The 23,779-nt window shown below is 64.8% G+C and carries 23 protein-coding genes and 2 pseudogenes; 13 read left to right on the top strand and 12 right to left on the bottom strand.

Annotation, left to right across the window (positions count from 1 at the left end; translation table 11 throughout):
- Positions 1 to 24 precede the first annotated feature (24 nt).
- The gene (gene mnmG, locus L0C59_RS00700; protein WP_279232392.1) at positions 25 to 1,911 is read right to left on the bottom strand and encodes a tRNA uridine-5-carboxymethylaminomethyl(34) synthesis enzyme MnmG; all 1,887 of its coding nucleotides are present in this window, start codon (positions 1,909 to 1,911) and stop codon (positions 25 to 27) included.
- Between mnmG and dnaA the strand changes: the two genes are divergently transcribed.
- The 5 genes from dnaA to pyk are packed head-to-tail and all read left to right on the top strand — an operon-like array spanning position 1,883 to position 7,386.
- Positions 1,883 to 3,196, top strand: a complete 1,314-nt coding sequence (dnaA, locus tag L0C59_RS00695; protein ID WP_243089238.1) for a chromosomal replication initiator protein DnaA — start codon at positions 1,883 to 1,885, stop codon at positions 3,194 to 3,196. The genes mnmG and dnaA overlap by 29 nt on opposite strands.
- Positions 3,193 to 3,501 (top strand): hypothetical protein, encoded by a 309-nt coding sequence (locus L0C59_RS00690; RefSeq protein WP_243089237.1) that lies wholly within the window; start codon positions 3,193 to 3,195, stop codon positions 3,499 to 3,501. The genes dnaA and L0C59_RS00690 overlap by 4 nt, the downstream gene beginning before the upstream one ends.
- Positions 3,498 to 4,655 (top strand): DNA polymerase III subunit beta, encoded by a 1,158-nt coding sequence (gene dnaN / locus L0C59_RS00685; RefSeq protein WP_243089236.1) that lies wholly within the window; start codon positions 3,498 to 3,500, stop codon positions 4,653 to 4,655. The genes L0C59_RS00690 and dnaN overlap by 4 nt, the downstream gene beginning before the upstream one ends.
- A gap of 51 nt (positions 4,656 to 4,706) precedes the next feature.
- Positions 4,707 to 5,975, top strand: coding sequence for a phosphopyruvate hydratase (eno, locus tag L0C59_RS00680; protein ID WP_243089235.1), 1,269 nt, complete (start codon positions 4,707 to 4,709; stop codon positions 5,973 to 5,975).
- On the top strand, positions 5,962 to 7,386 hold the full coding sequence (pyk, locus tag L0C59_RS00675) for a pyruvate kinase (protein WP_243089234.1): 1,425 nt from the start codon (positions 5,962 to 5,964) through the stop codon (positions 7,384 to 7,386). Before eno ends, pyk begins: the two co-directional genes overlap by 14 nt.
- Positions 7,387 to 7,482: 96 nt before the next feature.
- Here pyk and L0C59_RS00670 read toward each other — a convergent pair whose 3' ends face one another.
- The 5 genes and pseudogenes from L0C59_RS00670 to L0C59_RS00660 all read right to left on the bottom strand — a co-directional run bounded on the left by L0C59_RS00670 (position 7,483) and on the right by L0C59_RS00660 (position 12,781).
- On the bottom strand, positions 7,483 to 8,952 hold the full coding sequence (locus L0C59_RS00670) for a phosphodiester glycosidase family protein (protein WP_243089233.1): 1,470 nt from the start codon (positions 8,950 to 8,952) through the stop codon (positions 7,483 to 7,485).
- A gap of 99 nt (positions 8,953 to 9,051) precedes the next feature.
- Complete coding sequence (locus L0C59_RS11225) at positions 9,052 to 10,284, bottom strand: RtcB family protein (protein ID WP_423247915.1); 1,233 nt, start codon at positions 10,282 to 10,284, stop codon at positions 9,052 to 9,054.
- Between the two features lie 1,188 nt (positions 10,285 to 11,472).
- Positions 11,473 to 11,577: pseudogene (locus L0C59_RS11220) on the bottom strand (hypothetical protein); the annotation flags it as partial.
- Positions 11,578 to 11,610: 33 nt separating this feature from the next.
- A pseudogene (locus L0C59_RS11215) lies at positions 11,611 to 11,928 on the bottom strand (RtcB family protein); the annotation flags it as partial.
- A gap of 94 nt (positions 11,929 to 12,022) precedes the next feature.
- Positions 12,023 to 12,781 carry a hypothetical protein gene (locus tag L0C59_RS00660; RefSeq protein ID WP_243089231.1) on the bottom strand — a complete coding sequence of 253 codons (759 nt, stop codon included), beginning with the start codon at positions 12,779 to 12,781 and terminating at the stop codon, positions 12,023 to 12,025.
- 81 nt (positions 12,782 to 12,862) lie between these two features.
- On the opposite strand from L0C59_RS00660, the gene L0C59_RS00655 reads away from it, so the two are divergent.
- Both L0C59_RS00655 and ndk read left to right on the top strand, forming a co-directional pair.
- On the top strand, positions 12,863 to 13,795 hold the full coding sequence (locus L0C59_RS00655; RefSeq protein ID WP_243089230.1) for a PP2C family protein-serine/threonine phosphatase: 933 nt from the start codon (positions 12,863 to 12,865) through the stop codon (positions 13,793 to 13,795).
- A 21-nt stretch (positions 13,796 to 13,816) separates the two neighbouring features.
- Complete coding sequence (gene ndk / locus L0C59_RS00650; protein ID WP_243089229.1) at positions 13,817 to 14,230, top strand: nucleoside-diphosphate kinase; 414 nt, start codon at positions 13,817 to 13,819, stop codon at positions 14,228 to 14,230.
- Between the two features lie 8 nt (positions 14,231 to 14,238).
- Here the strand turns inward: ndk and L0C59_RS00645 are convergent, their stop codons facing one another.
- The 3 genes from L0C59_RS00645 to folP all read right to left on the bottom strand — a co-directional run bounded on the left by L0C59_RS00645 (position 14,239) and on the right by folP (position 16,139).
- Positions 14,239 to 14,784 (bottom strand): LabA-like NYN domain-containing protein, encoded by a 546-nt coding sequence (locus tag L0C59_RS00645; RefSeq protein WP_243089228.1) that lies wholly within the window; start codon positions 14,782 to 14,784, stop codon positions 14,239 to 14,241.
- A 177-nt stretch (positions 14,785 to 14,961) separates the two neighbouring features.
- Positions 14,962 to 15,318: a dihydroneopterin aldolase gene (folB, locus tag L0C59_RS00640; protein ID WP_135259380.1), complete on the bottom strand. Its 357-nt coding sequence runs from the start codon at positions 15,316 to 15,318 to the stop codon at positions 14,962 to 14,964.
- A 2-nt stretch (positions 15,319 to 15,320) separates the two neighbouring features.
- Complete coding sequence (gene folP / locus L0C59_RS00635; RefSeq protein ID WP_243089227.1) at positions 15,321 to 16,139, bottom strand: dihydropteroate synthase; 819 nt, start codon at positions 16,137 to 16,139, stop codon at positions 15,321 to 15,323.
- A gap of 32 nt (positions 16,140 to 16,171) precedes the next feature.
- Between folP and L0C59_RS00630 the strand changes: the two genes are divergently transcribed.
- From L0C59_RS00630 to L0C59_RS00605, 6 genes are all read left to right on the top strand, one after another.
- Entirely contained in the window at positions 16,172 to 17,005 is an 834-nt protein-coding gene (locus L0C59_RS00630) for a universal stress protein (RefSeq protein WP_243089226.1), read from the top strand.
- Between the two features lie 10 nt (positions 17,006 to 17,015).
- Entirely contained in the window at positions 17,016 to 18,224 is a 1,209-nt protein-coding gene (locus L0C59_RS00625) for an MFS transporter (protein WP_243089225.1), read from the top strand.
- A gap of 106 nt (positions 18,225 to 18,330) precedes the next feature.
- The gene (locus tag L0C59_RS00620) at positions 18,331 to 18,870 is read left to right on the top strand and encodes a TRAP transporter small permease subunit (RefSeq protein ID WP_243089224.1); all 540 of its coding nucleotides are present in this window, start codon (positions 18,331 to 18,333) and stop codon (positions 18,868 to 18,870) included.
- Positions 18,867 to 20,366, top strand: coding sequence for a TRAP transporter large permease (locus L0C59_RS00615; RefSeq protein ID WP_243089223.1), 1,500 nt, complete (start codon positions 18,867 to 18,869; stop codon positions 20,364 to 20,366). The genes L0C59_RS00620 and L0C59_RS00615 overlap by 4 nt, the downstream gene beginning before the upstream one ends.
- A 16-nt stretch (positions 20,367 to 20,382) precedes the next feature.
- Positions 20,383 to 20,862 carry a cyclic pyranopterin monophosphate synthase MoaC gene (gene moaC / locus L0C59_RS00610; RefSeq protein WP_243089222.1) on the top strand — a complete coding sequence of 160 codons (480 nt, stop codon included), beginning with the start codon at positions 20,383 to 20,385 and terminating at the stop codon, positions 20,860 to 20,862.
- Between the two features lie 25 nt (positions 20,863 to 20,887).
- Entirely contained in the window at positions 20,888 to 21,208 is a 321-nt protein-coding gene (locus L0C59_RS00605; protein WP_243089221.1) for a NifB/NifX family molybdenum-iron cluster-binding protein, read from the top strand.
- Here the strand turns inward: L0C59_RS00605 and L0C59_RS00600 are convergent.
- The 3 genes from L0C59_RS00600 to L0C59_RS00590 form a co-directional block, all read right to left on the bottom strand.
- The gene (locus L0C59_RS00600; RefSeq protein ID WP_243089220.1) at positions 21,195 to 22,136 is read right to left on the bottom strand and encodes a hypothetical protein; all 942 of its coding nucleotides are present in this window, start codon (positions 22,134 to 22,136) and stop codon (positions 21,195 to 21,197) included. The genes L0C59_RS00605 and L0C59_RS00600 overlap by 14 nt on opposite strands.
- Before the next feature lie 81 nt (positions 22,137 to 22,217).
- Positions 22,218 to 22,646 (bottom strand): c-type cytochrome, encoded by a 429-nt coding sequence (locus tag L0C59_RS00595; protein WP_243089219.1) that lies wholly within the window; start codon positions 22,644 to 22,646, stop codon positions 22,218 to 22,220.
- A 27-nt stretch (positions 22,647 to 22,673) separates the two neighbouring features.
- On the bottom strand, positions 22,674 to 23,744 hold the full coding sequence (locus L0C59_RS00590; RefSeq protein ID WP_243089218.1) for a TIGR04053 family radical SAM/SPASM domain-containing protein: 1,071 nt from the start codon (positions 23,742 to 23,744) through the stop codon (positions 22,674 to 22,676).
- Positions 23,745 to 23,779: the final 35 nt, after the last annotated feature.

The raw sequence follows: 23,779 nt of genomic DNA, 5'->3' as shown, positions 1-23,779 counted from the left end.
CCCATGTTTCACGGGAAACATCCCCTAACGGGCCACCACCCTGAGGTGCACCAACAAGGCCGTGAGGTCGGAATCCCGGATCCCCGGTATCCGGGCGGCCTCTGCCACGGTGCGGGGCCTCACCCGGGAAAGCTTTTCCACCGCCTCCCGGGATAGCCCCGGGACCCGGGGAAACACCAAACCCTCGGGTATGCGGAAGGCCTCCAGATCCCTCAGCTTTTCCCGCAGGCGCTCCTGCCTTTGGATGTACCCCGCGTACTTGGCCCGCACCTCCACCTGGTAAGCCTCCTCGGGACCCAAGGGGGCGGGCGGAGGAAAGCGTTCCGCCAAGGCCCTGTAGGTGTTTTCCGGGCGCCTTAGCCAAACTAGGCCGCTCACCCCATCCACCCGCAAGGCCTCCAGGCGCCTTAGCTCCTCCTCCACCCGGCGGTACTTCTCCCTCACCGCCTCCAGATCCTCCCTGGGCCTCAGACCCCACTCCACCGCCAAGGGCACCAGGCGCTCGTCCGCGTTGTCCGCCCGGCAGAGGAGGCGGAGCTCCACCCTCGAGGTCATCATGCGGTAGGGCTCGTCCGTGCCCCGGCCCACCAGGTCGTCCACCATCACCCCCATGTAGCCGCTTTCCCGGGGCAAGTGGACCTCGGGAAGACCCAGGGCAAAGCGGGCCGCATTTAGGCCCGCCAGAAGCCCCTGGGCCGCCGCCTCCTCGTACCCCGAGGTACCGTTCACCTGCCCGGCGCTGAAAAGCCCGGGCAGCAACCGGGACTGCAGGCCCCGGGTGAGCTCCGTGGGATCTAGGCTGTCGTACTCCACCGCATAGGCGTACCGCTGGATCACCGCCCGCCTGAATCCCGGAAGGCTTTTCACCATCTCCTCCTGGAGCTCGGGCGGTAGGCTGGAGGAGAACCCCTGGAGATACACCTCGCTGGTGGAGAGGCCATCGGGCTCCACGAAAAGCAGGTGGCTTTCCTTATCGGAAAAGCGCACCACCTTGTCCTCGATGGAAGGACAGTAGCGGGGACCGATGCCCACGATATCCCCTGCGTAAAGGGGAGATAACTGCAGGTTCTCCAGGATGAGACGGTGGGTGCGGGACGTGGTCCGGGTCTGCCAGGTGGGGAGCCTGGCCGCATGGGGCCCCGGGCTTCCCGTGAAGCTCCCCGGGGGCACCTCTGGGGGCACCACCTCCAGCTCGGAAAACTCCACGGAATCCGCCCGGATCCGGGGCGGGGTCCCCGTTTTGAACCGGCGCAGGGTGTGGCCCACGGCCTCGAGGCTCCGGGAAAGGAACCGGGCGGGTGGCTCCCCCTGCCGCCCCGCCGGCCGGGAACGCCTCCCGTACCAGACCACACCACCCAGGAAGGTTCCCCCCGCCACCACCACCGCCTTGGCGGGGATCTCCCGGCCGTCCACGGTGCGCACCCCAAGAAGCCTCCCTCCCTCCACAAGGAGGCTCGCCACTTCTCCCCGGAGCACCTCAATGGGCCTTTCCGCCAGGATCTCCTGGACCTTGAGGGCGTAGAGATCCCGGTCCACCTGCACCCTTAGGCTTTGCACCGCCGGTCCCTTGGAGCGGTTGAGCACCCGGGTGTGGATGGCGGTTTCGTCCGCCGCCCGGCCCATGAGCCCCCCCAGGGCGGTGAGCTCCGCCACCAGCTGGCTTTTGCCCGGCCCCCCCACCGCCGGGTTACAGGGCATCATGCCTATGCGCTCGGGATTGATGGTGACCAGGGCCACCCGCACTCCCAAGGCGGCGGCCCCCCAGGCCGCCTCCAGCCCCGCATGCCCGCCTCCCACCACCACCACGTCGTAGCCCATCCCACCCTCCACTTTACCCAAGGCCTTGGCGTAGAATGTTCCTCCGGAAACGCGGGGGGTAGCCTTGACCCACGAGGCCGTCTGGCAACACATCCTGGAGCACATCCGCCGCAACATCACCGAGGTGGAGTTCCACACCTGGTTTGAGCGCATCCGCCCCTTGGGCATCCAGGATGGCGTCCTCCAGCTGGCGGTGCCCACCTCCTTCGCCCAGGACTGGATCAAGCGCCACTATGCCGAGCTGATCCAGGAGGCCCTGGGCCTTCTCGGGGCCCAGCCTCCTCGGTTCGAGCTCAAGGTGGTCCCCAGCGTGGCCGTCCAGGAGGATATCTTCCACACCCCCACCCCTTCCGAGGCCTCCAAGCCCAACCTCAACCCCAAGTACACCTTTGAAAACTTCGTGGTGGGGCCCAACAACTCCATGGCCCATGCCGCGGCGGTGGCGGTGGCGGAGTCCCCAGGGCGGGCCTACAACCCCCTTTTCATCTACGGGGGCGTGGGCCTGGGCAAGACCCACCTCATGCACGCCGTGGGGCACTCCGTGGCCAAGCGCTTCCCTCACCTCAAGATCGAGTACGTGTCCACGGAAACCTTCACCAACGAGCTCATCAACGCCATCCGCGAGGACCGCATGACGGAGTTCCGCGAGCGGTACCGCTCCGTGGATCTCCTCCTGGTGGACGACATCCAGTTCATCGCCGGCAAGGAACGCACCCAGGAGGAGTTCTTCCACACCTTCAACGCCCTTTACGAGTCCCATAAGCAGATCATCCTCTCCTCCGACCGGCCCCCCAAGGACATCCTGACCCTCGAGGCCCGCCTAAGAAGCCGGTTTGAGTGGGGCCTCATCACCGACATCCAGCCCCCCGACCTAGAAACCCGCATCGCCATCCTCAAGATGAACGCTGAGCAACGGGGTCTCAGGATCGGCGAGGAGGTGCTGGAGTACATCGCCCGGCAGGTGACCTCCAACATCCGCGAGCTGGAGGGTGCCCTGATGCGCACCATCGCCTACGCATCCCTAAACGGGGTGGAGCTCACCCGCGCCGTGGCCGCCAAGGCGCTCTCTGACATCTTTGCCTCCAAGGAAGTGGAGGTGGATCCCCAGGAGATCGTGCGTAAGGTGGCGGAGTACTTCGCCCTGCGTCCGGAGGACCTGTTGGGGGGTGGGCGGCGCAAGGAGGTGGTTTTACCCCGGCAGATTGCCATGTTCCTGGTAAGGGAACTCACCCGCTCCTCCCTTCCCGAAATAGGCCAGCTCTTCGGGGGGCGGGACCACACTACCGTCCTCTATGCCATCCAAAAGGTCCAGGAGCTTTCGGAAAGCGACCGTGAGGTGCAGAAGCTGCTCCGCAACCTGAAAGAGGCCCTGACATGACCCCTGTGGATAACCTGTGGATAACCCTGTGGATAACCCGGGTTTTTCTGTGGATAACCCTGTGGACAACCTGTGGAAAACCCACCCCCCTTCCGGGCTTGTGGATAACTGGCCAGTTATCCACAACTTATCCACAGCCTAGGCCCGGTTATCCACAAGAGTTTTCCACAACCCCTTTTCGCTTCCACACGGCATTTTCTACCCCTTATCCACATATCCACAGCCCCTACTACTACGACTACTATGCTTTTAAGATCTTTAAAAAAGCCATAGTAATAGCAGTAGAGAGGAGGCAAAGCCCATGAAGGTGACAGTTCCAAAAAACCTGCTTACCGAACACGTGGCCCTCCTGGAACGGGTCATTCCCACGCGAAGCTCCAACCCTCTTTTCACCTACCTAGGCCTAGCCCTTACGCGGGAGGCCCTGGTGTTGTTCGGCACCAACGGTGAGGTGGACCTGGAGGTGCGCCTGGAGCTTCCCACGGAGGGAGAGGGACATTTTTTGGTTCCTGCCCAGCCTTTCTTTCAGCTGGTGCGCAGCCTTCCTGGGGATCAGGTGGAGCTCTCCTTTGGCGCGGAGCTTTCCCTCTCCTCGGGTTCCTTCAGCACCCGGCTAAGCCTTGCTCCCGATGAAGGCTACCCCGAGCTTTTCTTCCCCAGCCTGGAAGGCCCCGCGGAGCCCTATTCCCTGCACAGCCTTTTACCGGTGGAGGAACTCCTCAAAGCCCTTTCCCACGTGCGCTATGCGGCCAGCAACGAGGAATACCGGGCGATTTTTCGGGGCGTCCAGTTGGAGTTTTCCGAGGGTGGACTGCGTTCCGTGGCCTCCGATGGGTACCGCCTGGCCCTTTACAGGCTTGCCAGACCCCAGCCCTTTGCCAAAAAGGTGGTGGTGCCTGCCCGCAGCGTGGACGAGATGGTGAGGGTCTTGAAGGGCATGGGCGAAGGGGAGGTAGCCCTGGCCCTGGGACCGGGGGTTCTGGGCCTGTCCACCAGGGGTTCGCAGGGCCCCGCCCCCATTGATAAGGGGCAACTGCGCATGGCCGTCCGGCTCATGGAAGGGGAGTTTCCCGATTATGAGCGGGTGATCCCCAAGGAGTTCCCCCTGAAGGCGGCTTTTGAAGTGGAGGCCTTCCGCGAGGCCCTGCGCCGGGTGAGTGTCCTTTCTGACCGGCAAAACCACAGGGTGGACCTCCTCTTCGAGGAGGGGCGGGCGCTGCTCTCGGCGGAGGGGGACTACGGCAAGGGACAGGAGGTGGTTCCCGTGCGCCTCCAGGGCACGCCCCTGGCGGTGGCCTACAACGCCCGCTATCTCCTCGAGGCCCTTTCCCCCCTCTCCGGCCAGGCGGTGTTGTTGCTTTCCGGTCCTGCAAGCCCTAGCCTGGTGCGTCCAGGGGAGGCTTCCCCGGCGGAGGCAGGGGAGGGGTACCAGGCGGTGGTGGTGCCCCTGCGGGTGTAAACTTGGACCCGGGGGCGGGAAGCGCTTCCAGAAAGCTTAGGGGAGGAGTCCATGACCACAATCGTGAACGTGAAAGCTAGGGAGGTTTTAGACTCTAGAGGCTTTCCCACGGTGGAGGCCGAGGTGGAGCTGGAAGGGGGTGCCCGGGGCAGGGCCATGGTGCCCTCAGGAGCCTCCACCGGTACCCATGAGGCCCTGGAGCTAAGGGATGGGGGCAGGCGTTACCTGGGGAAGGGGGTGCGCCGGGCGGTGGAGGCCATTCGGGAACGCATCGCTCCCGAGCTCATCGGCCAAGACGCCCTGGACCAGGAGGGGGTGGACCGGGCCATGCTGGAGCTGGACGGCACCCCCAACAAGTCCAACCTGGGGGCCAACGCCATCCTGGCGGTTTCCCTGGCCACGGCCCGGGCTGCGGCGGAGGCTTTGGGCCTACCTCTATACCGTTACTTGGGGGGAGTTCAGGCGGTTACCTTACCTGTTCCCCTTATGAACGTGATCAACGGGGGAAAGCACGCGGACAACCGAGTGGACTTCCAGGAGTTCATGCTGGTGCCCGCGGGGGTGGAGAACTTCTCCGAGGCCTTGCGGGTGGGAGCCGAGGTGTTCCACACCCTCAAGGGGGTGCTGAAGGAAAGGGGATACAGCACCAACGTGGGGGATGAGGGGGGGTTCGCCCCGGACCTTAGGAGCAACGAGGAGGCCATAGAGCTTCTCCTCCTGGCCATCGAGCGGGCAGGGTACACCTCAGGGCAGGAGGTGTCCTTGGCCCTGGACCCGGCGGCCAGCGAACTTTACCGGGATGGCCGGTACCACCTGGAAGGGGAGGGGCGGGTGCTCTCCTCGGAGGAGATGGTGGAGTTCTGGGCCACGTGGGTGGAGAAATACCCCATCCGCTCCCTTGAGGATGGGCTGGCGGAGGATGACTGGGAGGGCTGGCGGCTTCTTACGGAGCGCCTGGGGGGTAAGGTCCAGCTGGTGGGGGACGATCTTTTCGTCACCAACCCAAAAAGGCTTCGCCAAGGGATCGAGCAGGGTGTGGCCAACGCCATCCTGGTGAAGGTGAACCAGATCGGCACCCTTTCCGAGACCCTCGAGGCCATCCGCCTGGCCCAGCGCTCCGGCTATCGGGCGGTGATCAGCCACCGCTCCGGGGAAACCGAGGACAGCTTCATCGCCGACCTTTCCGTGGCGGTGAACGCTGGGCAGATTAAGACCGGTTCCCTCTCCCGTTCGGACCGCCTTGCCAAGTACAACCAGCTCCTGCGCATTGAGGAGGAGCTGGGGCGTGCGGCGCGCTTTTTGGGGTATGAGGCCTTTTAAGCGCACCAAGATCGTGGCCACCCTGGGGCCCGCCTCGGATTCCAAGGAGGCCATCCGGGCCCTGACAGAGGCGGGGGCGGATGTCTTTCGCCTGAACTTCAGCCACGGCACCCACGAGGATCACCGGAAGCGGGTGGTCTGGGTGCGGGAGGTGGAGAAGGAACTGGGCAAAACCCTGGCCATCCTCCAAGACCTCCAGGGACCCAAGATCCGCATCGGCCGCTTCCGGGAGGGACGGGTGGAGCTTAAGGCGGGCCAGCCCTTCGTCCTCACCCGGGCTCCCGTGGAGGGGGATGAGACCCGGGTCTCCCTCACCTACAAGGGGCTTCCCGAGGACGTGGCCCCCGGGCAGATGCTCCTCTTGGACGATGGCCGCCTACGCCTTCGGGTGGAGAAGATCCAGGGGGACGAGATCCACACCCGGGTGGAAGTGGGCGGGGTGCTTTCCGACAGCAAGGGGATCAACGTTCCGGGTTCGGATCTCTCCATCCCCGCCCTGTCGGAAAAGGACATCCAGGACCTGGCCTTGGGGGCGGAGCTCGGGGTGGACTGGGTAGCGGTGTCCTTTGTGCGTACCCGGGATGACCTGCTCCTGGCCCGGCACTACCTGGCCCGGCATGGTTCCCGGGCCCGGCTCATGGCCAAGATAGAGAAGCCCTCCGCCGTCTACCGTTTTGAGGAGATCCTGGAGGAAGCCGATGGAATCATGGTGGCCCGTGGGGACCTAGGGGTGGAGATGCCTCTAGAGGAGGTGCCCATCATGCAAAAGCGCCTTATCCTCAGGGCCATCGCCGCCGGCAAACCGGTGATCACCGCCACCCAGATGCTGGAGTCCATGGTGCAGAACCCAAGTCCCACCCGGGCGGAGGCCTCTGACGTGGCCAACGCCATCTTTGACGGCACGGATGCGGTGATGCTCTCCGCGGAAACCGCCGCCGGGGCCTACCCGGTGGAGGCTGTGGCCACCATGGCCCGGATCGCCCAAGCGGTGGAGTCCTCCCCCGAGTTCTTGCAAAAGCTCAACGTCCTCCGTCCGGCCCCCACCCCCACCACCCAGGACGCTATAGCCCAGGCGGCGGACGACATCGTGGAGGCGGTGGAGGCCAAGGCCATTGTGGTCTTTACCGCCACGGGAAGCTCGGCCAGGCGCATCGCCCGCACCCGGCCCAGGGTGCCCATTCTGGCCCTCACTCCAAACCCCGAGGTGGAGCGGCAGCTGGCCTTGGTCTGGGGGGTCCTGCCCCATCTGGCCCCCGACCCTCAGGACACCGACGACATGGTGCGCATCGCCCTGGAGAAGGCCAAGGCCTGCGGGCTGGCCCAGGTGGGGGAGAGGGTGGTGATCGCCGCGGGAGTGCCCTTTGGGGTGCGGGGAACCACCAACCTCATCCGGGTGGAGCGGGTGAGCTAATACCACCCCACCCTGGCCCTGCCAGGGTGGGGCCCCGGTAAAGCCCTTTTGCAAGGCCGATCTCGGCCTAAGCCCTCCCGGGGGAGGAGGCGCCCTTTAGGGGACATATAGGGCCAAGGCACTCACCACGGGCCTGGGAGAGCCCTGGTAAGGGTTTCGTAGCCTACCCTTGACCCAAAGTTGCGCTGAGCCCCCTCCGTCCATCCGCAGGGCGTTCCAGGCCCCTAAGGCCAGGAGGGCCCGGGCCAGGACCCCTGGGGTGGTGGGTTCGGAGACCAAAAGCCAAAGCCTCCCCTCCCGGGTCCAGGCCACGGCCGCCTGGGGGGCCATGGCCTGAAGGGGCCTGGGGTCGCGGAAGTTCTCCCGGCTTGGGTCAAAGGCGTATTGGCCTTCCCTAACCAAGAGGGGGCCCCCCTCTAAGGCGTAACGGACGGGTGGATCCAGGCGGCCGTAAAGGCTTAGGGGGTCCCCTGGCTCCAAGGGGAAAGGGGGGGACCCCTTGGGAAAGGTAAGGGCCCAGGCTCCGGCGGGAAGTTCCTGGGGGGCAGGGAGGATGGCCTGCACCCGCTCTCCCACCACCAAGGCCACCTCCTCCCCCTCCTTTCCCACGGGTCCTGGGACCGTGTGGGCGGTGTAGCGGGCTCGGGAGGCGTTAATCCCCACCCGCACCCGTTCGCCCCGCGGTCCCTGGACCACCGCTTCAAATCTAGGGAAACCCATAAAGAAACCGAAGCTATCCCACATGAGCGCCACCCGGCCAAAGGGATAGGAGACCGTGACCCCGTCCTGGACCCATAGGCCAAGGGGGGTGGCGGTTTTGGGGTCAAAGTACCCGCCGTTCAACACCGCTAGGGCGTCTTTGGCCAGGTCCTTGGGCAGGGCCCGGACCCCAGGCCTTCCCACGGGAACAAGCCTGCCCTTTTCCGCCTCCACCAGGTAGAGCCTTAGGGGTTCTGGGGCAAAGGCCCAGACCTCCCGGTAGCGAACCCCTGGGGCCAAGGGTTCCTCCACCTCGGCCTCGAGGACATAGAGGTCCAGGACCAGGCGGTCGGGGTCCTTCAGGGGAAAGAGGCGGTAGCGCAGGAGCTTTCCCGGAAAGCTTAGGCTGAGCTCCGTGCCCCCTGGCAATAGGCGCACCCTGGCCCCCACGCCCTTGGGCCAGGGGACCTGGGTTATGCCCGGGGCCAGGTAGGGGAGAAGGAGGGAAAGGGTTCCTGGGGCTTGGCCCTCCGAGGGTGGCTTAGGTGCGGGTTCGGGCCCGGGGAGGTCCAGGACTATGCGGAGGGCCCGTCCCTGGGTGCCGTGGCGTACCCCGGCCTCCGGGGTGCGGAAGTAGCCCAGGGCCTTCAGGGCCTCGAGGGGAATCCTTTCCCCATCGGGCGGGGGCAGGGAGGGGTCCAAGGGCTCCACCCAGCCCACCCCCGGTACGTGGACCAAACGCACCCCCTCCCCCTCGTAAATCCAGGCTCCGGCCTCCTCCCGGAAGGAAAGGCCAAATGTGTCGGCGGGAAGCAGGGTCTGGGCCAGGGCCCAGGGAAGGAGCAAGAGGAGGGCGACCAACCTCATCCCCTCATGGGAGCATATGGGGGTTAGAGAAACCTTAAAAGGGGCGCAGAGATCCTCGCACGGATGGGGGCTCCCTTAGCTGGGCCCGCGGGGCTTGGATCAGCCCTTTACCACGATGAGGGGCCTTAAGCGGGCCACCTTCTTGCCGATCCCGGCTCCCTGGACCGCCTCCACCACCACGGAAACATCCTTGTAGGCCTCAGGCAGTTCCTCGTCCACCGTAGCCTTGGTGGCCGCCCGCACCAGGATGCCCCTTTCCGCAAGCTCCTTGATCAGGTTGCGCTCCCGGGCCACCCGCTTGGCCTGGTGGCGGCTCATCTTGCGCCCAGCCCCGTGGCAACTGGAGCCGAAGGATACCGCCATGGCCTTCTCCGTTCCCGAAAGCACGTAAGAGTAGCGGCCCATATCCCCGGGTACCAGCACGGGCTGGCCCACATGCCGATACTCCGGGGGGATCTCGGGATTCCCTGGGCCAAAGGCCCGGGTGGCCCCTTTGCGGTGCACCAGAACCCGTTTTCCTCCGTGCTCCTCAAACTTGGCGTTGTTGTGGGCCAGGTCATAGAGGACCCTTAGGCCGTGCTCCCTGGGCGGGAAGCCCACCACCTCGAAGGCCTCCCGCACGAAGTGGGCGATGAGCTGCCGGTTGGCGAAGGCGAAGTTGGCGGCGGCGGCCATGGCCTGGAGGTAGTCCTGGCCCTCCGGGCTCTTGATGGGGGCTGCCGCCAGCTGTTTGTCCACCAGCTCGATGCCGTAGCGGGGGGCTACCTTGAGGAATCTTTCCACATAGTCCTGGCAGACCTGGTGGCCGAGGCCCCGGCTTCCCGTGTGGATGAGGACGGTGATCTGGTTGGGGAAGAGGCCAAAGGCTTCGGCGGCTTCCTCGTCGTAGATCTGGTCCACGTACTGCACCTCGAGGAAATGGTTCCCGCTTCCTAGGGTGCCGATCTGGGGAGCTCCCCGTTCAAAGGCCCTGTCCGAAACCTTGTCGGGGTTGGCCCAAGGGAGGCGGCCCTCCGACTCGATGAAGTGGGAGTCCTCCGGGTAGCCGAAGCCCCTGCGGATGAGCCAGCCCGCCCCCTCCTTGAGGATTTCCTTAAGCTCCTTCTTGCTGAAGCGCACGTCCTTGCGCTGGCTTCCCACCCCCGAGGGGATGAGGCGGTAGAGGGCATCCGCCAGTTCCCTTTGGCGGGGGAGGAGGTCTTCCAGGGTGAGGGTGGAGGCCAGGAGGCGTACCCCGCAGTTGGAGACCACAAACCCTTCGGCGACGAAGTTGTGTCCCTCATGAGCCATGGAGAGGTCGTAAACCCTTCCCCCATGGGGAACGGTTTCCATGGCCACTATCCTGTCAAAAAGCATGGGGCCGGCCCTTTGGAGGAACTCAGGGAAGGTGGGAAATCCCCAGGGGCGGAAGTTGCCTCGCTTCTCGTACAGGGTACGCTCCACGAAGCGTTGCGGGAGGCCTAGGGTGGCGGCAATACCCTTTGGCCCTAGGCCTGCCTGTCGTAGGGCTAAGACGTCCTCGGCCTGGCTTTTCCGAGCTTCTAGGTGGGCCCTTTTTAGGCGTAGGTAGAAGGCGGCAACCTGGGCTAGCCAGGCCTTTTGGGGAGCGTACGCATAGCCCACCCTCTCGTAGAGAAGGCTGAGGTTTTGGGGTGTACTACGGAGGATCAGTTTGAAGCGGTGGGAAGGATCAGCCGGTTCCTCCCAATCCACTTCCTCACGTAGGGACTGGACTTCCAGGCCCAAGCTTTCCATTAAGCAGGCCAGGGCTTCCATGAAGGTTCGGCCACTTTCCAACAGGCTTTTCCGCTTGGACTGGGAAAGCACAGGAGAGGCGAGGTTGTACCCATGTCCGCTTACCCACCTTGGAGCGGAGAGCTCAGCTCCAAACAGTCCTGCTAGAAAGTTGGCTTTAAGCCAAGCGGGAAGGGAGAAGAGCCAATCGGGTAAGGCAAAAGCGGTTTGCGCCTTTGGGCCTTCGGGAAGGCCTAAGGCGTGGAGAAGGAGGAACAAAGCCCGGGAAGAAATCTTAAGGCTAGCCTCCCGGTAGGTGAAGGTCCGTGCTCGGAAGCTGTGGTTTCGTACCCGAGCGTAAGGGCCCCCGGCCTGGAAGCCCAGACCCTTGAGGTCCTCCTTGGCTTCCAGGAGTCCTCCTTCCTCCCCATAGAGCACCAGGTACCCCCTGCCTTGGGACCGGTAAAGGGTTCCATCCCCCAAGGCGTAGCCCAAAAGGCGGAGGATAGCGGGTAGGCGAGGGTGGTCTGTCCGCAGGGGAAGGAGCCCCTTCGTTTTCAACACGTCTGCTGCCTGGGGGAACCCCAGGGCAAGGCCTAGGGCTTGGGCCCTTTCTTCGCTAAGAAGGGTGAGGGACGGAGGGGGTTCGTGGGGAAAGCCTTGGAAGGGGTGGATGGCCACCAGGTCTCCCTTTTTCAGGGTGCCTATGGGGCGCATCCCCGAGGGGGTGTAGACGGGATGATCCGGGGTGGCCTCCAGGATGAACCCACCTTCGGTGCGGAGGCGCACCAGGGTTTCCGCTTCCCGGGAGAGGAGGAGGAGGGCTTTGCCTGCCTCAGGTTTTTCCCCAAGCCGCCATACGGTGAGGAGGGGTTCTCCTTCCCTCGCCACCTCCTCTATAGGGCGGGTGTAGCGGTCATGAAAGAGTACGCGGGTGCCGGCAGGCAGGCAGTTGATATCAAACCCCACCCCTCCCGGGCTCACCACCCCCCCTTCCTCGGGGTCGAAGGCCGCCACCCCCCCGATGGGGAAGCCGTAGCCCCAGTGGATGTCGGGCATGGCCAAAGCGGGCTCCACGATCCCTGGCAGGGTGGCCACGTTCATGAGTTGCTGCAAGGAGGCGTAGTTTTCCCCCTCGAGGTCCTTAAGAATCTCCTCCGAGGCGAAGAAAACCGCGTCCACCCGCATTTTTCCCTGGCGGGGGATGCGGTAGGTGTAGGGGGCGATTTTCTCAAAGCGCATGGCGCCCTCCCAAAGCAAAAGGCCGGGCTTTGGTGCCCGGGCTTGTCCTTAAGTTACCGCGGTATGCGGTATGCGTCAAGCCTATGCAGCAGGCCTAAGGAGCCTTGGGGGGTTCGGAAAGGGGGGTAACCTCCAGGTTGTCCAGGTAAAGCACCAGGCCCGCCTCGTGAACCCCGAAGCCCAACCCTCCTTGGCGGAAGTCGGGGTCTTTCCAGGAAAGAAGCTCTCCCCCGTCCATGCTGAACCGGACCTCGCCTGTATCCTTGGCAAGGATGGCAAAGCGGTGCCATTGCTTATCTTCTACGAACCGCTGTCCAGCTTCCTTCAGCTCGGGCCTCTTCGCCACCACCTGCCGCTGTTCCCCGAGAACCTTGGTGAGTTCTACACCGTCTCCACCGAATCGGAACTCCAAGGCCCGGGTGCCCGTGGGGTCCAGGAATACCCGAAGAAGGAGAGAACACCAATAGCAACCCCCTAAGGACTTCACTTCTAGGCGGGCCAGGTAGTTGGTCCAATCCCCTGCGCCCGTTGTGAGCAGGGCTCCACCGAAACGCTCTAGGCGGACCGCCCGGGTTATGGCATTTTGGGGGTTCAGGGCTTCCGTGACGGTGAAGCGGGCCTCGTTTGTTCCAAGTAGGCCATATCGTTTGGGAGCCACCGTGGTCAGGACTGCGCCTAGAGGGTAGGACTCGAAGTCATCCACATGGGGCAAGGGGTTTCCTGGGAGCACCCATTGGGGAACGCCTACCTGGGGGAGCGGTAAGGGTACCGTGGGTTCCAGCACCAGCCTGGGAGCGCACGCCCCCAAAAGGGCTACGGCAAGGCCTACCAAAAGAAACCGGTTCCGTGTCATGGTCACCTCCTTTTTTCTCACAGAATAGCACCTTTCCCTCGGATGTTAAAGGGGGAAACAGCCTTGCGGTAAAATCCCCCCGTGTCCGGCTTGGCCTTTGCCCTGGAAACCCACCCTGGTCTCAAGCGGCCCAAGAACGAGGACGCCGTGGGCCACGCCCTCACCCCTTGGGGTGGGGTCTTCGTGGTGGCGGACGGGATGGGGGGGCACCGTACGGGGGAGGTGGCGGCCAGGCTGGCCGTGGAGGGGATTCTGGAGCACCTGAGCCAGGGGGACCCCAGCCCCAGAGCCCTGCTTCAAGCCTTTGAAAGGGCCAACGAGCGCATCTATCAGGAGGCGCAACGCCCTGAGAACCGGGGCATGGGCACCACCGCCACCTGCCTCCTTCTGGATCTGCCCTATGCCCTGATCGCCCACGTGGGGGACTCGAGGGCCTACCTCCTCAGGAAGGGGGAGCTTACCCTCCTCACCGAGGACCACTCCTGGGTGGCGGAAAGGGTGCGCCAGGGCCTTTTAAGCCCCGAGGAGGCCAAGACCCACCGCTGGCGCAACGTGATCACCAATGCCCTAGGCTCCTTCCCCCAGGCCCGGGTAGACCTCATGGGGCTTAAGCTTGAGCCCGGGGACGTGTTTTTGTTGTGTAGTGACGGCCTTTCGGGAGTTTTGGAGGACCGCACCCTCGGAGAAGTTCTAAAGAGCTTTCCTCCCGAAGAGGCGGCCAAGCGCCTGGTGGCCTTGGCCAACGAATGGGGGGGGCCGGATAACATAAGCGCCATCGTGGTGCGGGTTCCTGAAGAGCTTCCCCAGGGGGGTCGTCCTTATGCCTTGCCCCTCGAGGCGGCGGCGGGAGCCCCGGTGCGCCTCAAGCTGGGGGAGGAGCCCGAGGAACTGCCCACCCAGGTCTTGGAGCCCAGGCGCTCGCGGGTACGCCTGAACTGGCGGGATGCCCTTTTGGTGCTCCTTTGGGTGGTGGTGGTGGCCTACATCCTCCTGGGCTACTTCAAAAGGCCCTAGACCTGCTAAACTCCTAGGGGTATGGAGCGCACCTTTGTCATGGTGAAACCCGACGGCGTGCGAAGGGGTCTGGTGGGGGAGATCCTTTCCCGTTTTGAGCGGAAGGGTTTCCGTATCGCGGGGCTTAAGCTTTTACAGATCACCCAGGAGCTGGCAGAAAGGCATTACGCCGAGCACCGGGATAAACCCTTCTTCCCCGGCCTGGTGAGCTTCATCACCTCGGGTCCCGTGGTGGCCATGGTGCTGGAGGGGCCGAACGCGGTGGCCGAGGTGCGGAAGATGATGGGGGCCACCCATCCTAAGGACGCCCTCCCCGGCACCATCCGGGGGGATTTCGCCACCACCATCGACGAGAACGTGATCCACGGTTCCGCGAGCCTCGAGGACGCAAAGCGGGAGATCGCCCTTTTCTTCCGCTCGGAAGAGCTCCTCTAGGCCAGGGCCTACTCGTCGCTTTCGGGGGCCTGGGGCAGGCTTTGCGCCCGGAGGCGTTCCCAAGGGAAGTCGTCCAGGGGATAGAAGCGGTCCGCCTGCTGGGCTAAGCGGTGGGAGGAAAGGGCGTGGAAGGTGGTGTTTTCCACCTGCTTGCCCATGTCCTGGACCACCCTGACCACCTCGGCGAAATCCCCGTCCCCGGATACCAGAACCGCCACGTCGTAGGCGTCGGCATAGGCCAGGCGCAGGATATCTATGGCGATCTGGATATCCACCCCCTTTTCCACAAAGCCATCCGCCCGCCTTTCCAGCCTGCCCAAGCGCACGGCCACGTAGGGCACCCGCTTCAGGTAGTTGAGGAAGCTCTGGTGGGCCTTGGCGGCGGGGTCTTCCGGGGGTAGGGGGGCGTTGTAGTAGTAGGCGCGCAAGAGCCTACGCCCGGCGGTGAGAAGGCTGATAAACTCCACAAAGTTCAGCCGATAATCCGGCCCCAGATGCTGCACCAACCCCTTGTACAGGTTGGAGCCGTCGATGAATATCGCTACCCTTTCCATAATAGACCCGCCCCTTTCCGGGCTCCTCCAGTTTAGCCCAGGCGGGTGAGAAAGTTTATAGCCCACCGCTCCGTGAGCGGTGGGGGAGGCATACGGGATATTGGCGTAGCCCTTTTTGGGCGGGCGTATCCTACCACGGTTTTCCCATGAGCGCAAGATGAGGACCGGAAATAGGCTCTAGGAGCGAACTTTCTCCGTTTCCGCGTACACGTCGCGAAAGACCCCGGGGATGGGGGCGTGGGGTTTGTGCACCCGCACCCGTACCCCCTCGAGGCGGGGAAAGGCCTGCAGGAGGGCTTCCGCCAGGTGGTCTGCCAGGGCCTCGATCAGGTAGAAGCGGCGGTGGCGCACCACCTCTTCCACCAGGGCGTAGACGGCGGCGTAGTCCACGGTTTCCTCCAGCCGGTCCCCCCTGCCCTCAAAGGGCACCTTGAGCCAGAGGTCCACCACAAACCGGGCCCCAAGCCGGCCTTCCTCGGGCCTAACCCCGTGGCGGCCGTAGAACTCTAGGCCCAAAAGGGCGATCTCCCCCATATCTATCCCCAAAGGGCGTTCCACACCGCCAGGGCCTCCCGGTGGGCGGCCACGTCGTGGACGCGAAGGATCCTGGCCCCCTTCATGGCGGCAAAGAGGTGGGCGGCCACGGAGCCAAGGGTTCTTTTGGCGGGTTCCTCCACCCCGGTGAGCTCCCCGATGGAGCGCTTCCGGGAAAGCCCCACCAAAACCGGGTGGCCCAGGGCCACGATCTCTTCCAGGCGCCTGAGGAGGGCCAGGTTGTGTTCCAGAAGTTTCCCGAAGCCGAACCCCGGGTCCAGGACCACCTGGGGTACCCCGGCCTTCAGGGCGCTCTCCGCCTGGGCCCTTAGGAACTCCCTCACCTCGGCCACCACATCCCCGTAGCGGGCGTGGGCCATCATGGTTTGGGGATCGGGCACGGGCATGTGCATGATCACCGCCGCCACCCCAAACCGGGCACAAAGGGCCATCATGCGCTCATCCCGAAGGCCCGTCACGTCGTTGATGAGGTGTGCTCCCAGCTTCAAGGCCTCCGCCGCCACCTCGGGTTTGCGGGTGTCCACGCTCACCGGCACCCCCAGCTCGAGGACCGCCTCCAAAACCGGAAGAAGCCGCCTTTTTTCCTCCTCCACGGACACGGGCTTTGCCCCGGGGCGGGTCGATTCCGCCCCCAGGTCCAAAAGGTCTGCCCCCTCGGCCACCAGGGTCCTGGCCCTTTCCAGGGCCCGCTCCGGGTCCAGGTAGAGGCCACCATCGGAAAAGGAATCGGGGGTGAGGTTAAGGATGCCCATGATCCGGGGGCGGGAGAGGTCCAGGCTGCGGTCGCGAAGCCAGAGCACGCAAGGATTATAGTGGAACCAGGGGGTGAACCATGCGCCTGTTGGCTGCTGTGGACCTGGGGGAGAGTTTGGAGCCGGTGGTGGAAAGCGCCCGCTTTCTTCAGGAGGGGTTCAACATCCCCGCGGAGCTCCTTCACGTGCTTCCTACCCCGTACTTTGAGGCCCTCGGACGCCGCTTTCCCCATCTCAGGCCGGGGCTGGAGGAAGCCCTTAGCCGGGTGGAGAAGGAGGTGGAGAAAACCCTGGCGGATACGGGGCTTAGGGCCAAGGTGCTCCGGGGGTTTCCCGCCCAGGTGGTGGCCGGGGAGGCGTTGAAAAGCCGCCTGGTCCTTTTGGGCCAGCGGGGAACGGATGCCCTCGAGGTCCTGGCCCGGGGCGGGCTCGTCCGCTACCTGTTGCACCGGGGGGAGGTGCCGGTCTTGCTCCTCCCTAGGACCCTTGGGGGAGTGCGCCGCATCGCCGTGGGGCTTGACGATAGCCCCGCAAGCCTAAGCGCCTTCCGGGTGGCTGAGGCTTGGGGAAGAGCCTTGGGGGCTGAGGTCTTCGGCCTGCACCTGGTGAGCGGGCAGGGAGGGTGCTGCTTCCCCACCTACTTGGATCCGCAAGCCCTGGGGCTTGCGGATGTTCTGGCCCGGGCCAAAGCCCACCTGGAGGGCCTCCTCAAGGCCACCGGGGTGGTGGAGGTTACCAAGGGGGAGGAGGAGCTGGACCTTTTGCGCTGGGCCAAGGCCCGGGAGGCGGACCTCCTGGTCTTGGGTTCCAAGGCCAAGAGCACCTGGCGCCACCGGCTTGGGCGCATGGTGGAGGTGCTTTCCCACCAGAGCTCCTTGCCCCTCCTGGTGGTTCCCGAGGCCACGGTCTGGTAAGGTGGGGCCCATGCGCCACGGGCCCGGCTGGTACCTTTCCCTTTCCGCCTACTGGTTCGCCACCAGCCTCAAGTGGTTCCTGGTCCTTCTGGTGATCCTGCCCGCCAAGGTGGCGGAGCTTTCCCCCCTCGAGGAGAAGGCGAGCCGCCTGGGCTTCCTCTTCGGCCTGGGGGCGGTGATGGCCATCCTGGGCCCCCCCGTCATGGGCTACCTCTCGGACCACATGGGCAGGCGAAAGCCCTTTCTCCTCGCGGGTAGCCTCCTCACCGCCATAGCCCTTCTCCTTTTGGTCCATGCCCCCAGCTACCTCTGGCTCCTGGTGGCCTACCTCCTCCTGCAGGTGGCGGACGATCTGGCCACCGGGCCCTACTCCGCCCTCATCCCCGACCTGGTGCCCCGAAGGGAAAGGGGCACCGCCTCGGGATACATGGGGGTTCTGCAGGTTTCCGGCCAGATCCTGGGGGGCGCGGTGGGATTTCTTTTCCCTTTGGCTTTCCAAGCCTATCTGGCGGCTTTTTTAAACCTCCTGGGGGCCGGGCTTAGCCTCCGGATAATCCCAGACCGGCCCTTAGGGGCTAATCCCCGTCCCTTCCTCGCCGCCATGGCGGCGCCCTGGCGGGATCGGGATTTCCTTTTGGTCTATTTGACCCGCTTTTTGGTGATGCTGGGCTTTTACCTGGCCCAGACCTACCTACAGTACTACCTGGCGGACGTGGTGCGGATCTTCCAGGCCTTTGGTCGGGCCCTTACCCAGGAACCCTTCCAGGCGGTGGCCCTTTTGGGCCTCCTCATCTCCCTGGGGGCCGCCTTGGCCAGCGTCCCCGCAGGGAAGGCCTCGGACCGGCTGGGCCGCAAGCCCCTCATCTACCTTTCAGGGGCGGGCCTGGGGTTGCTCATGCCCTTCATCCTGCTTCTCCCCCGGTATGACGCCATGCTGTTCTTGGCCCTTTTCTTCGGCCTTTTCTACGGGATCTACCTGGCGGTGGACTGGGCCCTGGTGGCGGATGTGCTGAGGGATCCCAAGGCCCATGCCACGGACATGGGCCTGTGGCAGACCGCCATCGTGGTGCCCCAGGTGCTGGCGGGGGCCTTTGGCCGCCCCTTGGATCTCCTGAACGCCCGGGAGGAGGGCCTGGGGTACCTGGTGCTCTTCCTGCTGGCCGGGGCCTTTTTTCTCCTGGGGGCCTTCCTGGTGGCCCCGATCCGCCGAGCCCGTTGAGGCCTTGGCATGGAAAAGAGACGGAAAAACCCCTTCTGGACGCGTCCTTGCATTGACATCCCCGGTTGCCCTGGGTAGGATGGGGCGGGTTTCAAGGGGGTTGGGAATGCGCCTTCTCCTGGGTCTTTCGCGAGCCATAGATGCCTTAACCGAGGCGGTGGGCAAAGTCACCGTGTGGCTGGTGCTTTTGGTGGCCCTGCTTTCCGCGGGCAACGCCGTCATGCGTTACGGCTTCAGCTATAGCTCCAACGCCTACCTCGAGGCCCAGTGGTACATGTTCAGCCTCATCTTCCTCCTGGGCGGGGCCTACGCCTTGAAGCACAACGCCCACGTGCGCATTGACCTCATTGCCGGCCGCTTTTCCAAACGCACCCAGGCCTGGATCGACGTGGTGGGGACGGTCCTCTTCCTTCTGCCCATGGCGGTGGGGGTCATCTACCTCTCCTGGCCTTGGGCCATGACCTCCTTCCTGGGGAAGGAGATGTCCCCCGACGTGGGGGGGCTTCCCCGCTGGCCCATCAAGCTGGCCCTGCCCCTGGGCTTTGCCCTTTTGACCCTTCAGGGGATTTCCGAGCTCATCAAGCGCATCGCCTACCTCGCGGGGCACCTGCAACCGGCGGAGGAGGAACGGGAGGTGTTGGAATGAACCTGGAAAGCCTCATGCCTCCCCTCATGTTTTTGGCCCTGGTGGTCTTTTTGCTTTCCGGCTACCCCGTGGCCTTCTCCTTGGGGGCGGTGGGGATCGTCTTTGGCTTTTTGGGCATAGCCCTGGATATCTTCCCCGCACCCCTCCTTAAGGCCATGCCCGACCGCATCTTTGGCATCATGTCCAACCAGCTTCTCCTGGCCATTCCCTTCTTCACCTTCATGGGCATCATCCTGGAGAAAAGCGGCCTGGCAGAGGACCTCCTGGACACCATGGGGAAGCTCTTTGGGCCCCTAAGGGGGGGCTTGGCCTTAAGCGTGGTCTTCGTGGGGGCCATTTTGGCGGCCACCACCGGGGTGGTGGCCGCCAGCGTGATGGCCATGGGCCTTATCTCCCTGCCCATCATGCTGAAGTACGGCTATAACCCCCGCTTGGCCAGCGGGGTGATCCTGGGCTCGGCCACCCTGGCCCAGATCATCCCCCCCAGTGTGGTCCTCATCGTCTTGTCGGACCAGCTTGGGGTTTCCGTGGGGGATATGTACAAGGCTGCCCTGATACCCTCTGCCCTCACCGTGGGCCTTTACTTCCTTTACGTGATCTACGTGGCCCTTTTCCGCCCAAAGTGGGTTCCCGCCCTTCCTCCAGAGGCCCGGCCTGATGCGGGCAAGGAGGCCCAGGCGGCCTTTGCCCTGCTTTCCTACCTCCTCGTGGGGGTGGGGGCGTATGCCGTGGGGCGCTTTTTGCCTGCCTGGGCGGAGTGGCTGGAGGTGCTCCTGGCCTTGGGGGTTTGGACCCTGGTGCTCCTTCCCTGGATCCGTAAAAACCCCCTTCTCAAAAGGGCCCTCCTTTCCATGGTGCCCCCCCTGGTCCTCATCTTCCTGGTGCTGGGCACCGTGCTCATCGGCCTGGCTACCCCCACGGAGGCAGGGGCCATGGGGGTGGTGGGGGCCCTGGTCCTGGCGGCCTTGAACCGCAGGCTTTCCTTCAAGGTCCTCTACGGGGCCATGGAGGGCACGGCCAAGCTCACCGCCTTCGTCATCTTCATCCTGATCGGCTCCACCCTCTTCAGCCTGGTCTTCCGCGGGGTAGATGGGGACCTTTGGGTGGAGGGCTTCCTCACGGGTCTTCCGGGCGGTGAGGTGGGCTTCATCCTCTTCGTGATGGTTTTGGTCTTCCTCCTGGGCTTCTTCATCGACTTCTTTGAGATCGCCTTCATCGCTCTGCCCCTTTTGGCCATCGGGGCGGAGGCCTTGAATATTGACAAGCTCTGGTTTGGCCTTTTGGTGGGGGTGAACCTGCAGACCTCCTTCCTCACCCCGCCCTTTGGCTTTGCCCTCTTCTACCTGCGAAACGTGGCCCCCAAGGAGGTGAGGACCGCAGATATCTACCTGGGCGGAATCCCCTTCATCGGGTTACAGCTTTTGGTTTTGCTCTTCGTCTATTTCTTTCGGGACCCCATCCTGCGCTTTGTGAGCGGGGTGGGTTCTGGGGGATAGGCCCTAGACTGGAGGTATGGACCTCACCCACTTTAAGGACGGCAGGCCCCACATGGTGGACGTGACGGAAAAGTCCGCCACCTTCCGTACCGCCACCGCCGAGGCGTATGTGGAGCTCACGGAAGAAGCCTTGGTCGCCCTGGAAAAGGGGGGTGTGGGGAAGGGGGACCCCCTGATGGTGGCCCAGCTTGCGGGCATCATGGGGGCCAAGAAGACCGCGGAGCTCATCCCCCTTTGCCACCCTCTGCCCCTCACCGGGGTGGAGGTGAGGGTGGAGCTGGAAAGGGAGGCCAGGCGGGTGCGCATCCAGGCCACGGTGCGCACCAAGGCGGAAACCGGGGTGGAGATGGAGGCCCTAACCGCCTGCGCCGTGGCGGCCCTCACCGTCTACGACATGTTGAAGGCCGCTTCCAAGGGCCTGGTGATCTCCCGGGTGCAGCTTTTGCACAAGGCGGGGGGGAAGAGCGGGGAGTGGCGGCGCACCCCCGATCCTTGATACCCCTGGAGTGTATCCTAGGGCTATGCGCATCGCCGTTGCCCTATCCAAAAACGATGACCAGAAGGTTTACCCGGGCCCTTTTGGGCACGCGCCCCGCTTCGCCATCTACGAGGTGGAAGGGGAGGGGAAGGTGCGCCTCCTCGAGGTGCGGGAGAACCCCTACGCCGCCATGGAGGGCGGGAGGAAGCACGAGCTCATGCGGGAGCTTCTCAAGGACGTGGACCTGCGGGTGGGGGCCCGCTTCGGCCACGGGGGTTCCATGGGGGCTTTCCCCATGGCCGAGCGCCTCGAGGTGGGGCCGGTGAGCGTGGCCGAGGCTTTGGAGAGGGTCAGGGCCCGCTGAAGTAGCGCCTTAGAAGCTCCTTGGCTTCAGGGGAAAGGGGGGTGCGCTCCAGGTAGACCTCCACTCCCCGGCGCACCTCCTCCGGAGGGCTTCCTTCCCGCCAGGGGGAAGGTAGGCCTTGGCCCTTTCCTTCCCGGCCGGGCTCGAGGAGCTCCTCTTCGGGTCCTGTGGGCTCCGGCAGGGGCAAGGCGGCGGGAGCCTCCAGGGTCGGGGAGGGCCCTGAGGTACCTGGGGTGGGGGCGCCTGCCCCCTTGGGCTCGCCCGGTTCCTGGCCGGGGACTCCCTTGGCGGCTCGGGGTTCTCCTTCCCCGTCCCTCGGCGCTTGGGTCCCCTGCCCCGGAGCCTGGGGGGAAGGGGGAGGGGGTTCCTGGGGGCTAGGCTTTAGGGCCTTCCCTTCCTGGGGGGTTGGGCTGGGGTGGCTCTGGCCAGGTTCCGCCTCTTGCGCGCCCCCTGGGGAAGCTGGGGTTTGGGCGGTTTCCCCAGGCGAAGACCCTGGGGCTTCCCCTGGCTTCCCCCCATTGGGGGAGCCTTGGGGGGTTGCGGGGCGCTCGGCCCCAGGGAAGGACCAGAAGGGACGGGTTTCCCTAGGGGGAGGCCCCGTCCACGAGCCCAGGGCCAAGGCCATGAGGAGCAGGTAGAGGGCCAAAAGGCCCAAGGGGAAGGGAGGGAGAGGGATCTCCAGCTTGCGGGCCTCTTGCCAAAGCCGCTCCTCCCCATAGGCCAAGGCGGTGGGGTAGGCCAGGCTGGTCCGGGCGATCTCCCGTAGCGCCCGCCCTTCCCAAAGCCGGGCGGGAAGCAAAAGGGGCAGGAGGGAGGCCAGGGCGAAGAAGGGATGGAGGAAGCCCAAAAGCGCCAAGGGAATGGCCAAGAGGAGCCGGTGGCGCCAGGCCAGGCGCCTTGCGTAGAGAAGGTGGAACCCGGGCTCCACGGCAAGACCATTATCCCCCGCCAGGGCCCAGGGAAAAGGTACCCGGGGCCTTTGGGCCCCGGGGGGAGGGAGTACGCCGGTCTACTTGACCGGGGGACGGGACTTGAGGACCTCCTGGGGGGAGAGGGCCCTGGCCCTCTGCGCCTTCACCTCCTGGGCGCTTATGGGCTTGGCCTTGGACTTGGCGAGGGTGGTGAGGATGTGGTTCAGGAGATCAGCCACCTCCTGGTCCTTGAGCTGGCGGAAGGGGGGCATGACCCCGTTGTAGGTCTTGCCCTCCACGGTAAGGCTTCCCTGAAGGCCATAGAGGACCACCCGGATCAGGTACTCCCGACCCCCCTTGGCCTGGACCACCTTGTCCAGGTGGGTGAGGGGCGGGAAGGCTCCAGGAACTCCCTGGCCCGTGGCCTGGTGGCAGCTTTGGCAGTTGGCGGAGTAGAGCTTGGCCCCCGGGCTTTGACCAAGGGCCAGGAGCCCCAGGAAGAGCAAGGCGGGCAAGAGGCGCTTCATGGCTCCATTATGGGGAACCCCCTCTCCTTAGGCCAGGGGCATTTGTCCTAGGCCTTTAGGGACGTGGGCGCAACGGGGGTCGGCGGCCAGGTGGTCCCCGGTTTCCGCCCAGGCCCGGGCCCGGCTTCCCCCGCAAAGGTCCCGGTACTCGCAGACCCCACACTTCCCCTTTAGAAGGGCCTTGTTGCGGAGCTCGAGGAAAAGCGGGCTATTCCGGTAGATCTCCAGAAGGGGTTTCTCCCGAATGTTCCCAGCGGAGAGGGGAAGAAATCCTGAAGGATACACCTCCCCCGTGGAGGAAACGAAGGCGAAGCCAAAGCCATCGGAGAGGTGTACCCCCCGGCCTTCTCCCACCAGGGCCCCGTCCTCCCCCCCTTCCCGCCTCCGGCGCTCCAGGGCTACCCGGCGGAACATGGGGCCTTCCGTGGTGCGCACCTTGAAGGGGTAGAGCCGGGAAAGATTGTAAAGAAGGTGCATCACCTCCTCGTATTCCTCAGGGGAAAGTTGCTCCAAAAGCGCTCCCCGGCCCACAGGTACTAGGAAGAAGACCTCCCAGGTGGCCACCCCTTTTGCTGCCAGGATCTCGGCGATGCCGGCAAGCTCTCCCTTGGTCTTTCGGGTCACGGTGGTGTTCACCTGGGTCATGAGGCCCACCTCCCGGGCCCATTCCAGGGCCTGGAGGGCCAGGGCGAAGGTGCCCGGGACTCCGCGGAAGCCGTCGTGGCTTTCGGGGCTCGCCCCGTCCAGGGAGATGGCCATCTGGTGCACGGAGAGCTCCTTGAAGCGCTCCACCACCTCCCGGGTGAGCCGAGGGGTGACGGCGGGGGTGATCCCCACCTTGAGGCCCAGGCGTTTGGCCTCCTCCAGGAGGAGGAAGAGGTCGGGCCGGGCCAGGGGGTCTCCCCCCGTGGGCAGGAGGATGGGCTTGGGGGTGTAGGTGGCGAGCTCCTCCAAGAGCCTTAAGCCTTCCTCGGTGGTGAGTTCCCCGGGTAAGGGGTCGGGCACCGCCGAGGCCCGGCAGTGCTGGCAGGCGAGCAGGCAGGCCCGGGTCATCTCCCAGGCCACCAGGAGGGGAAAGCGGTGAAGGTCGGGCTTCATGCCTCTAGGATGCTCCCTGGAGGTGGGGGCGGATG

This window comes from Thermus neutrinimicus, from assembly GCF_022760955.1.
GTDB classification, from domain to species: Bacteria; Deinococcota; Deinococci; order Deinococcales; family Thermaceae; genus Thermus; species Thermus neutrinimicus.
This window is presented reverse-complemented; position numbering and strand designations above follow the sequence as displayed.